7 protein-coding genes and 1 pseudogene are annotated in these 12,037 nt (G+C 49.6%); 7 read left to right on the forward strand and 1 reads right to left on the reverse strand.

Translation table 11 applies throughout. The features are described from left to right. The first annotated feature begins 50 nt into the window (after positions 1-50). From H8S80_RS24405 to H8S80_RS24435, 7 genes are all read left to right on the forward strand, one after another. The gene (locus tag H8S80_RS24405) at positions 51-2,369 is read left to right on the forward strand and encodes a bifunctional diguanylate cyclase/phosphodiesterase (RefSeq protein WP_117623980.1); all 2,319 of its coding nucleotides are present in this window, start codon (positions 51-53) and stop codon (positions 2,367-2,369) included. Beyond that, a complete protein-coding gene (locus H8S80_RS24410) occupies positions 2,344-4,236 on the forward strand; it encodes a 5'-nucleotidase C-terminal domain-containing protein (RefSeq protein ID WP_117623981.1) in 1,893 nt (630 codons plus the stop codon). The genes H8S80_RS24405 and H8S80_RS24410 overlap by 26 nt, the downstream gene beginning before the upstream one ends. Positions 4,237-4,583: 347 nt before the next feature. Continuing rightward, the gene (hpfH, locus tag H8S80_RS24415; protein WP_117623982.1) at positions 4,584-5,534 is read left to right on the forward strand and encodes a (2S)-3-sulfopropanediol dehydratase activating enzyme; all 951 of its coding nucleotides are present in this window, start codon (positions 4,584-4,586) and stop codon (positions 5,532-5,534) included. Between the two features lie 34 nt (positions 5,535-5,568). Next, complete coding sequence (gene hpfG / locus H8S80_RS24420; protein WP_117623983.1) at positions 5,569-8,088, forward strand: (2S)-3-sulfopropanediol dehydratase; 2,520 nt, start codon at positions 5,569-5,571, stop codon at positions 8,086-8,088. Between the two features lie 29 nt (positions 8,089-8,117). Next, positions 8,118-8,903, forward strand: a complete 786-nt coding sequence (locus H8S80_RS24425) for a sulfite exporter TauE/SafE family protein (RefSeq protein WP_002601290.1) — start codon at positions 8,118-8,120, stop codon at positions 8,901-8,903. 15 nt (positions 8,904-8,918) lie between these two features. After that, positions 8,919-10,067: an iron-containing alcohol dehydrogenase gene (locus H8S80_RS24430; RefSeq protein ID WP_002601289.1), complete on the forward strand. Its 1,149-nt coding sequence runs from the start codon at positions 8,919-8,921 to the stop codon at positions 10,065-10,067. A 141-nt stretch (positions 10,068-10,208) separates the two neighbouring features. Continuing rightward, on the forward strand, positions 10,209-11,594 hold the full coding sequence (locus H8S80_RS24435) for an SLC13 family permease (RefSeq protein ID WP_117623984.1): 1,386 nt from the start codon (positions 10,209-10,211) through the stop codon (positions 11,592-11,594). A 117-nt stretch (positions 11,595-11,711) separates the two neighbouring features. Here the strand turns inward: H8S80_RS24435 and H8S80_RS24440 are convergent. Next, positions 11,712-12,037 (reverse strand): annotated as a pseudogene (locus H8S80_RS24440) (3-isopropylmalate dehydrogenase); the annotation flags it as partial.

Genomic DNA, 12,037 nt, shown 5'->3' on the forward strand with positions numbered 1-12,037 from the left:
CAAAAACAAAATAAAATAAGCCTGCGGGGAAAGGTAATAAGGTCTGATGTATGGAGCGAAGGAAGGCTGGATTTAAGAAGAAAAACGGGACATACCGGTGGATTTTTGTTGTATTTATAGTGATCTGTATTTTAGCGAGTGCTTTTAGTTTTTTGTATTACAGGAACCTGCATAAGACCATAAGAGAAGAGAGCAGGGCATATCTTCAGGAGGTTTCCAGAAGGGTTGCCGCCAATCTTGACCGCATAACGAAAGATAATTTCGCCATGCTTAACATGATGGGTGCATCCCTGGAGACGACGGAGCCTGAGACGATGGAGGAAGTCAGGCAGCTTCTGCAGAAGCAGCAGGGGTTTGGCGAGCTTGATACAATCATGCTGGTGGAGGAATCCGGAAGAGCATACAATATTGCGGACAGCAAATCGGTATTTTTTTCCTTCGATGATGCCATGCTCGACAGCATGCTGGCCTATAAGTCCGCGATTGCAAAAGCCCAGATTATGGACAATAAAGAGTACTTTGTTTTTGCCGTTTCCCTGGATCATGTCACGGTCGGCGGGGAAAAGATTATGGCGCTGGCCGCCTGCTATGACCCGGATACGCTGAATCAGGTGCTGTCGATGACCTCCTTTAACGGTCAGGCATATTCTCAGATTATCACGAAATCGGGGACGCTTGTGACAAAGGCCAGCTTCCCGTTTGCCATGAAGAGCGGTTATAATATTTTTTCCACGCTTCAGAATGCGGAGATGGATGAAAAAGGGAGTCTGGCGAAAGTATACAGCGACATTGAGAAGAATGTCGCGGACCAGATCAGTTTTTCTTTAGACGGTGTACATAGATATATGGTTTATACGCCCATTCAGCCGGATGATTGGTATCTTCTGACCTTTGTTCCGTTTCAGGCGGTGAACGAGAAGTCGGATATGCTGCTGGTTATGACACTGCGTATCTGCGGGCTGCTTGTAATTCTGTTTTGCGGGCTTGTGGCCATCCTGTTCTGGATCTTCCGTGCGAATAAAAGAAAGCTGGAGAGACTCGCTTACGTGGATGGAATAACCGAGGGGAATACCATACAGAGGTTTTATGAGCTGGCAGCCGAGATGATGGAGTCAGTACCGGAGCAGAAGTATGCGCTGGTCTATACCAATATAGAAAATTTCAAAATTCTGAACGCGCAGATCGGACGGAAAAACTGTGATATGATCCTAAAGCAGTTTTACAAATATTTATCCTCTGTACTGAATAAAAACGAGTGCATGGGCAGGCTGTTTGCCGATAATTTCTGTATCATGCTGCTCTGCCGGAGTGAAGAGGAGATGATAAAGAGATTTGAAGACTGGTCGGCCGGAGCCGAGGCGTATATCGGCAGGCTGAATCCCGCATGGGGGATGCCCCAGATCGAATTCGGCGTCTATGTGATCGAGAACAAGGATATGCCGTTTCCGGAGATGATCGACAGGGCGAAGCTTGCGCTGAAGGAGACGCTGCGGCAGGCCGGCAGCAAGCTGCGGTATGCATTTTACGATGACGCTGCCCGTTCCCGTATGTTTCGGGAGAAGCAGCTGTCGGATGTGATGGAAGATGCTCTGAAAAACAGGGAATTCCAGGTGTACTTGCAGCCCAAATACCACCTGCCCGAGGAAAAGATCGGCGGGGCGGAAGCGCTGGTGCGTTGGTGCAGCAGGGCGGAGGGAATGATCTATCCGGATGAATTTATCCCATTGTTTGAAAAAAACGGATTTGTCGTTACGCTGGATCTGTGGGTATTTGAGGAGGTCTGCCGCACCTTATGTTCCTGGACAGAACGAGGAGTGAAGCCGGTGAAGATCTCTGTCAACTGTTCCCGCGTCCACTTTAAAAATGAGAAGTTCTTACAGGCCTATCTGGCCATCGCAGATCAATATCAGATTGACAGGAGCCTGATTGAGATTGAGCTTACGGAGAGTGTGGTTTTTGAAGATACGGAGCGCCTGATTAAGATCATTGAACAAATCAGGGCAGCGGGATTCGGTTGTTCGATGGATGATTTCGGAAGCGGCTACTCTTCTTTGAATCTTATTCAGTCGATTCCGGTTGATACCTTAAAGATTGATAAGGTATTTTTCAAAGATAAGACGATGGAATTAGACCGCCTGAAGGCTGTGGTTGGCGGCATCATCCGCATGTCCCACTCCCTTTCGATGGTGACGGTCGCGGAAGGCGTGGAGTACAGGGAACAGGTGGAGATGCTGAAGCAGGAAGGCTGCGACTACATTCAGGGGTATATATTTGATAAGCCCATGAACATTGCATCGTTTGAGCAGAAGGCTTTTGGTGAAAGTTTAGCGGAGGTGCGCAAAAGTGATCCGTTGGGAGAACCGGAGTAAAGTTAAGAAGGCGGGATTGATCGGCCTCGCGTGCGGCATGCTGTTTCTGACCGCATGCGGAGGAAATAAGGATAGCGGCAGTTATGACGTCATTTCTCAGAAAAAGGTGGAAGAGGGCAGGACTGCGGTAACCATTCTGGTAAAGTATGCGTTCAGTATCAACAGCTTTGAAAAAGCAGTGGAAGAGAAATTTCCGGATATCGATATTGTCCAGATTGGTAATTATACTCCAGATATGGGGATTGAAGAATACAGCCGGAGGCTGGAGCACGACGATCTGACGGATATTGTGATGACGTGGCCGCTGGATGCAGGGGAAGAGTACTGGGCGGACAGACTCCTGGATTTGTCTGGTGAAGATTTTACGAGCCGATACAAGCTTTCAATGTTAAATAATATTTCCAGGGATGGAACGCTTTTTTATCTGCCGGGACCTTCTCAGGTGAGAGGAATTCTGTATAATAAGACCCTGTTTCAGGAAAACGGCTGGGAGGTTCCCGGTAATTACGAGGAGTTTACAGAACTCTGTAAAACTATAGAAGCCAGCGGAATCCGGTCAATTCAATTGGGATTTGAGAATTCAGAGGTCTTAAATACGGCGTTTACCGGTTTTAATTTTGGCAGCTGCTTCAGCAAGCCGGAGGATCAGCAGTGGATCGCGAATTATAACAAGGGAACCGGCAGCTTCGGGGATCATTTTAGCCCGGCGTTAGACGTCTTTCAGCAGATGACGGAGGAAGGAATCTGGAAGCCTTCTGATTTGGAGATTGAGTACTCCAAACGGGAGACCATGCTTTACGCCAGGGAGTGCGCCATGGTCGAGGACTCTGCGCTTCTGGCCAGAAGAGGGCATGAAATTTCCAAAATGGGTGATGAGTTTGCGCTCATGCCGTTTTTCAATCCAGGCAGCAACGACGACTGGGCAAGGCTTTATATGGTATGCTATGTGGGAGTGAACAAACATTTGGCGGAGCCTGAAAATCGTGATAAGTATCGTCAGGTGATGAAGATTATGGATTTCATATCCACGCCGGAGGGACAGGAGGCCATGATGGCGGACACCGGAGCGATGTTTTCCAGTCTGAACGACACGGACCTGCCGGATGTCCCTGAAATAGAATCGTTAATTCCGGTACTGCGCGCCGGCCGCTACGCGGTGTTCGGCCAGCTGGAGCATGGTCAGGAAGCGCTGGAGGAAGGCCTGGCGGGGATGCTGAGGGGAGAGAAGACGAAAGAAGACGTGATACAGATGGTGGATGAGCAAAACAAAAAGCCTGTTCATAAGGCTGATCCGGAGATCTATGGAACAGCGGCTTCTGACTTCACCCTGATTCAGACTGGAAATTTTATTACGGACGCCATGCGCGGGCAGAGCGGTGCGGAGATCGCCCTGTTCATGGATAATGGGAAAGACGGCTTATATAACGGCAAGGGACTGAGCGGCAGACTCTACAAAGGTGATGTGACGAATGTGGATTTAAAATGCATTCTTCCGGATCTGAAGAGTCCCGATACCGGAGAGATGCGTGTAATAAAAATAACCGGAGAAAACCTGATGGAGACTCTGGAAAAATCGATTGTTGTGGAGAATCAGTCCGGCTGGTTTTACTATTTTTCCGGACTTTCCATGAGCTATGACCCCACAGCGGAACCGGGAAAGCGAATCGGGACGATACAGACGGCAGATGGAAATGCGGTCGATAAGGAGAAGGTCTATACGGTTGCCATTATGGATACCATAGTTCCGGAAAGCTTTATCCTCGAGAGTGAGAGTACCGGTATGACGGTTTATGATGTGCTGGTGAAGACGCTGGAGGAGAAACAGAATATAGAACCGGTAGAGGATGGACGGTTTGCAGCCAGGTAAGGGCTGTATTGGAGAAAATTGTTTTTTCGTATAAATGAGATAAAAGTGTGAGAAGAGAATGGCTCAATCAGAGATGGTTTATTTCCTGATTGAGCTGTTTTTTTGTTATGTATAAACCGGAAAACACCTGAGCGACTCCGAAAGACTCCCATTTCCCTGTCGAAATAGGGAACATTCCCTATACGAAATACTACAGGTGGCCACTTTTTTCAGCACGTCAGGTTTGATATAATTTTAACATACAGAAACAACTCCGGGACAACGAAAGAGAGATACAATCAAGCCGAAAGAGAGATACAATCAAGCAGAAGTGCCGGAGAGAACGACCATTGGGAGGAGGGGGCCGATTGTCACAACAGGGAATTATTTTCAATATTCAGCGTTTCACAATCCATGACGGACCGGGGATGCGGACGGAACTGTTTCTAAAAGGATGTCCGCTGCGCTGCAGATGGTGCAGCAATCCCGAGAGCTGGACTGCGCATATCCAGCCGGGGATCTATAAAAGCAAATGCATTTCCCGCAAGAACTGCGGTTCGTGCGAGGAAGCCTGTCCGGCAGAAGGCACGCTTAAATTTACGCGCGGGAAGCTGACTTTAATCGACCGGAGTACATGCACCAACTGCCTGGCCTGCTATCAGGCATGTCCGTCGGACGCGATCAAGCAGTGGGGGCAGTCAATGTCCGTGGAAGACTGCATGAAGGAGATCCGAAAGGACCGGGGCTATTACGACCGTTCCGGCGGGGGCGTTACCGTATCCGGAGGGGAACCGCTGATTCAGAGCGATTTTGTGGCGGAGCTGTTTCAGGCGTGCAAGGAAGAGGGAATCCATACCTGCTGTGAATCCACATTCTGCGCCGACTGGAAGGAAGTCGAGAAGGTTCTGCCGTATACGGACCTCATTATCTCCGATATCAAGCACATGGACAGCAGGATTCATAAAGAATACACGGGAGCAGGCAACGAAAGAATCCTGGAAAATCTAAAGAGACTGGCCGGCGGGGACCGGGAACTGATCCTTCGGATTCCGGTGATCCCCAATGTCAACGATGATATGGCCAACATAGAAGCCACAGCCGATTTTATCATAAACGAGCTGGGCGGCCGCGTCAGAACGCTGCAGCTTTTAAGCTTCATGCGTCTTGGGGAAGAGAAATACGCCTCCCTGGGAATGCCCTATCAGATGGAGGACGTGAAGATCAACAGAAAGGTCTTTCAGAAGCATGTGGGCGAGCTTGCAGAGTATTTTAACAGCCGGGGAATTCACTGCCTGGTGGGAACAAAGGAAAAACAGTAAACCAATTTATATCATATTTTCAGGAGGAATTGCAATGAACGAGAATCACACAAACGCGTGTGGAACAGAACCTTTCGATCATGTCTACAGTCTGGGTTACCAGGTTCACCATGAAGACTGGTCCCCATTTCCAAGGGTAAACATGCTCAGACAGACATTTTTAGACAGACCTTATGAGGTCGATGTGGAGCGGCTAAGGCTGGTGACGGAAAGCTATAAAGAGCATGAAGTCTGTCCCCGCAAGCTTCAGTGTGCCTACGCCTTTGAGAACATTTTGCTCAATACGAAGCTGTATATTGATGACGGAGATCTGATTCTGGGTGAGATCGCCGCGCCGCCCAAGGCATCGCCGATCTATCCGGAGTTTTCCGTGAACTGGATCATCGAAGAGATCCTTCACTCGCCGTTTGAGGAGCGCGAACACGACCAGTTCTACATAAGAAATGACGAAGAGAGAAAAGAAATTATCGAGCTGTGCAAATACTGGCAGGGCAGAACCGTGGATGATTTAATCAATGTGCGGCTGGAGGAAGAGCAGATTAAGGGTTCCGAAGCAGGAAAGAAGATCTTCCAGACGAACCTGTACCATTTCGCAGGCGCCGGACATCTGGCCATCGATTATGCGAAGCTGATGAGGGTCGGTTACAACGGCCTGATCGAAAATGCCAAAGCGGGTCTGGAGAAGCTGGATAAGAGAGATCCGGAATACGGCGACAAGCGGGATACCTACCAGGCTATGATTATCATGCATGAGGCTGCGAAAAAATACATCATGCGCTATGCGAAGCTGGCTGATGAGTATGCCGCCAAAGAGCAGGACCCGGTGAGAAAGAAAGAGCTGGAAGCCATGGCGGATAACTGCCGTCAGATCGCAGGCGGTGTGCCGAAGACGTTCTGGCAGGCAATGCAGTTATTTAATATAGCCACAACACTCATTCAGGTTGAGAGCAACGGCCACTCCATTTCCTACGGCCGTATGGATCAGTGGCTGTATCCGTACTATGAGGCGGACATGAAAAACGGCACTATCACAAAGGAATTTGTCCTGGAACTGATCGAGGTCGAATACGTAAAGATGAACAACCCGACCAAGTTAAAGGATAAGGGAAGTATGGCTGTGCGCAACGGCCGCGGTTTCGGAGGCGAGAGCCTGACCATAGGCGGCGTGGACAGAGACGGCAATGACGCCACCAATGACTTGACGATGCTGATGCTGGAAGGCTCCGCCCATACCCGCATGATGAATCCGTGGGTCTGCGTGCGTATGCATGAAAATACCCCCTATGAGCTAAAGGTCAAGACCGTGGAATGTATCCGCGCAGGCTACGGCCATCCAAAGCTTTTCAACGATGCCCCGGCGATTAAAGGCATGATGAGAAAAGGCATGACCCTGGAAGAAGCGAGAGATTACTGTGTCGTAGGCTGTGTGGAGATCGATCTTCCCGGCAAGGAGTACGGCTGGCATGACGCCGCCTACGTCAACACGGCGAAGATGATGGAAATGGTATTAAACGGCGGACGCTGTCTGGACTGCGGACCTCACTGTGCAAGATGGGAGAAATGCGGCGCCCTCGGCGGCCATCTGGGACCGGATACCGGAAGCCTGGATACCTATCAGAGCTTCGACGAGGTTCTCGAAAGTGTAGATAAACAGTTTGCTTACTGGACCGATCAGATGTGCAGCAGCTTGAATATCATCGACAACGCCCACCGCGCCTTAAAGCCGGTACCTTACGTATCCGCATTTTATGAGGACTGCATGGAATCGGGCAGGGACTTGACGGAAGGCGGAGCCAAGTATAACGGCACCGGCCCGCAGGCCAGCGGCATGGCAACCTGCGCGGACAGCCTGGCTGCGATCAGGCAGCTCGTGTTTGATGAGAAGCGCTGTACCGGTTCTGAACTGCTTGCAGCGGTGAAGGACAACTGGAAAGGCCATGAAAAGCTTTACGCTCTTGTAAACAGCTCCAAGGTTCACCACTACGGCAACGACGACGACTATGCGGATGAACTGTTCCGCTACATGTTCGAATGCTACTGCAGACATATCAGAGGAAGAAAGAATCCGAGAGGCGGCGAGTTCAGCCCGGGAGTCTACTCGGTCAATGCCAACGTGGCCATGGGCTTGAATACCAACGCATCCGTGGACGGCCGTAAGGCGGGAGAGGCGATCTCCGACAACATGGGACCGGTTCATACCGACGGCGGCTCCCACGATATCTGCGGCCCCACAGCGCTTGTAAATTCCCTGACAAAGGTGGATCACTCCCTGGCGTCCAACGGCACGCTGATGAACTTAAGATTCCCGGAGGAATCCGTGGCCGGCGTCGAGGGAAGAGACACTCTGATCGGATTTATCGATGAGTATATGGCAAAGCAGGCGATGCATGTCCAGTTCAATATCATGAGCTCCGCGACAATGCGGGCGGCGCAGAAGAAGCCGGAGGACTACAAAGACATGCTTGTGCGAGTGGCCGGATACAGCGCGTACTTTGTCGAACTGGGCAAGCCGCTGCAGAAGGATTTGATTCAGCGTACAGAGCTTCATTTCTAAAATACACGGAATATATATAGGGGGATATTATGACTTTTGAGTTTGATTTTATACTGGTTGGTTTGATGCAGATTTTTGGATTCTTTGTACAGGGATGTACGGGATTTGGCTGTACCGTTATCGCCGCGGCGGTTACGAACGGACTTCTGGGAACCGCGGAGGGGGTACCATACGGAACTCTCCTCACAATTCCATTCTTATACTATCTGGGCGTGAAGGCGTGGCGTGAGGTTTCCTGGAAAGATTTAGTGAAAATCGTTGCACTGTGTGCGCCGGGAATCCTGATCGGCAATTATCTGTTTTATAAGATCAGCCCGACGACCGCGAAGATCTGTATCGGCGCCATGGTTACCATCATCGCATTGATGAACATTTATAAGCACATCATCAGGCCGCTGGTTCTGAAAAAAACAGATGAGGAAGACGCGCCCGACACAACCGGCAAGAAGATTTTCCGCTACGGCTGTCTCATATTAGGCGGTATCGTTCACGGCGCATTTACCATCGGCGGCCCGCTGATTACGGTTTACACCATCGAGGCGGTAAAGGATAAAGAAAAATTCCGCAACACGATGAACATGGTATGGGTGGTCTTAAATACCTGGAACATCTATACCCAGTTCCGCAACGGCGCATTTACCCCCCGCATGTGGAGCGCTCTGGGAATCGGCCTTCCCTGTGCCGCAATCGGATTCTTCCTCGGCATGGGCTTCTTAAAGAGAATTAACCGTGAGCAGTTCCTGCGTATCGTATACTTAGTACTTCTGTTTATCGGCGCAAACATGCTGATCACCAGCCTGATGGCAGTTTTGTAAAAAAGGAGAAGAACAATGAAAGATTTTCGTTTTAAAATACCTCAGAATATTGAATTTGGAATGGGAAGCTTGAAAAAGCTTCCTGAGATCCTGAAAGAAAACGAGTCGGAGCACGTGTTTTTAATCTCTGACCGCGGACTGGAGAAAATCGGCGTGGTAGGGAAGATACAGGACATCATCGAAGAAGGAGGAATCCGGTATACCTCCTATCTGGATGTCATTCCGAATCCGACCACCGATATCGTCAATGAAGCGGCCGCTCTCTATAAAGAATGCGGAGCGACCAGTATCGTCGCTCTTGGCGGCGGCAGCTCGATGGACGTGGCGAAGGCCGTGGGCGTGCTGGCGAACTACGGCGGCAGCATCACGGACTATGAGGGAAATCATAAGGTTCCCGGCCCGATTGTGCCGATGATTGCGATCCCCACAACAGCGGGAACCGGCAGTGAGGTAACCGCTTCCGCAGTCATCACGGACGAATCCAGAAATTACAAGCTGTCGGTGTTCAGCTATGAAATCCTGCCGAAATACGCGGTTCTGGATCCGGAACTGATTATGACGGCGCCTGCGTCCATCGCCGCGGCCTGCGGTGTCGACGCACTGATTCACGCCATTGAGGCGTACCTTTCCGTCAATGCCTCCCCGTTCTCGGATGCAATGGCGGAAAAGGCAATGGAATTAATCGGCGGAAACCTCCGTCAGTTTGTCGCAAACAGAAAGAATGAGGAAGCGGCCAGCGCCATGATGGCAGGCAGCAATTTTGCCGGAATCTCATTTGCATGGGCCAGACTCGGCAATGTACACGCCATGAGCCACCCGGTAAGCGCCTACTTTAATGTCCCCCACGGCGTCGCAAATTCCATTCTGCTTCCAACGGTTCTGGAATACAACGCCCTTGCCGACGACGGCCGTTATGAAGTGATTTATAATTATATCCGCCAGGGCAATGAAGTATTAAATGGTTTTAAACCGGAGATGCTGGTGGAAGAGATTAAAAAGCTGAATGCGGACTTAGGCATTCCGAAATCACTCTCCGAGGTAGGCGTCAAAGAGGAGCTGATTCCGGCTATGGCGGAGGATGCCATGAAGAGCGGCAACATTCCGGCCAACCCAAGACAGACAAATGTAAAAGATATTATGGAACTTTATAGGAAAACCTTATAAAATAGGATTGTTGTAAAGGGCATCCCAGATGTTCAGATGGTTATCCGGCATTTGGGATGTACTTTTTCAGTTTTAATTGACAAAAAAAAGACAATATCCATGGGGATATTGAGAGAAACTATAAAACGGGGAGACACTAGAATGAGTACGAGTGCAGATAAGAAAAAACGGATCGGATGGGCAGTCAGCATACTGATTCCTGTCATCATTGCTTTTATTCCGGTTTCGGGGGATTTTACAGAAAGTCTGAAGCGGTTTTTTATGATTACGCTGTTTATGATTATGATCATTGCCTTTGAGCTGTTTCCGCTGCTGGTGTCGGCGATTCTGCTTCCGTCACTGTATATTGTCAGCGGAATCGTTCCGGCCGCGACAGCTTTTGGTTCCTGGTCAAATACGACGGTATGGATGGTCCTGGGGGGACTTATCTTCAGTACGGTACTGGATGAGTGCGGTCTTTTAAAACGGATCGCCTACTTTGTCATAAGAAAATGCGGCGGAACCTACGGCGGTGTGGTTTACGGCTGCTTTGTCATTGGAATCCTTCTAAATCTGGTCACCTTCTGCTATGGATGGGTGATTGCCGGCGCGCTGATCTTCGGTGTGTGCAAGGCCATGGATTTGAAGCCCTCCAGAGAATCATCGCTGGTGTGCTTCGCGGGTACCATCGGGTGTACCGGAAGCACGGTGTTTCTGTACTATCCAAGCTATTATTCCATGATTGAGACATCGCTGCAGGAGTTTGTGCCGGGATACAGCATGGGGATGTTCACCACATTCCTGTACAACGGCTGCTTCATTATCTGGTGCCTGCTGACGCTGTTTATCCTGATGAAGGTCTATAAGACGAAGAAAATGGACGGAAAACTGAACCGTAAGATTTTCGATGAAAAATACGAGCAGCTGGGAAAGATGAGCAAAAAAGAGAAAAAGGCGGTCGCCATGATCGTGCTTCTGTTCGCCTGGCTGTTTTCCTCAAACTTTACCGGCCTTCCGGCGGCCTATGGATTTATGACGATCCCGTATCTGATGTTCGTTCCGGGCATTGAAATCGGGGACAAGGAGATAATCGGAAGAATCAATTTCTCCATGATCTTCCTTGTAGCGGCCTGCCTCGGGATCGGCGTCGTGGGAGCTTCCGTCGGATTTGGAGATTTCCTGACGAATATCGCCGTGCCGTTTCTCTCCGGAAAGAGCGTGCTGGTCGTATGTATCTCCTTTATGCTGTTTGGAATGATTGCCAATTTCTTCATGACGCCCCTTGCGATGCTGGGCGGGCTGTCTATTCCATTTGCGCAGATCGCCGTGTCCCTGGGCATTAACCCGGTGGTGGCCTGCATGATCCTGGTGTACGCATGTGAAATGCTTTTTCTGCCGTATGAGTCCAACGGAAACCTGATTATGTATGAATACGGAATGATGCCGATGAAGGATTTTATCAAACAGGAAGGCTTAAAGACGTTGATCATGTTTGTGGGATTTATTGTTGTCATGTATCCATTATGGAATTTGTTTGGATTGATGTAGTGGAAAGCGGAATGACCGTGAATTGAATAAGAGAGCAGCAACGTTAGAGGTGCTGAAATAAAGGGCTGTGAAAAGACGGTGTTAAATGAACTTCGTTTTTTCACAGCCTTATTTAAGTCAGCCTTCCCGGAAACGGCAGCAGTATTCCTCTGCCTGCTCCGGCGAAAGGGAAAAACGCTTTTCCAGCTTCTGAAGGATTATGTTTTGGGGAGTGCCTTCTTCTATATGGTCCAGGACGAATGCACGGATGCCCTGTTCTATTCCCCGCTCTATTCCCTGTTCCATGCCGAGCTTTTCCCGTTCCTCCAGCTTATCTGCAAATAGTTCTTCCAATGCGTTGCACATGTCGCGTCCCTCCTTATATTTTTTCCAGTTTGCACGTACAATAAAATCCATGGCCGCCTCGTAGAGCGGGTTCTTTTCTTTCCCTGCATAGGCTTTGG

Source organism: Hungatella sp. L36 (assembly GCF_014288035.1).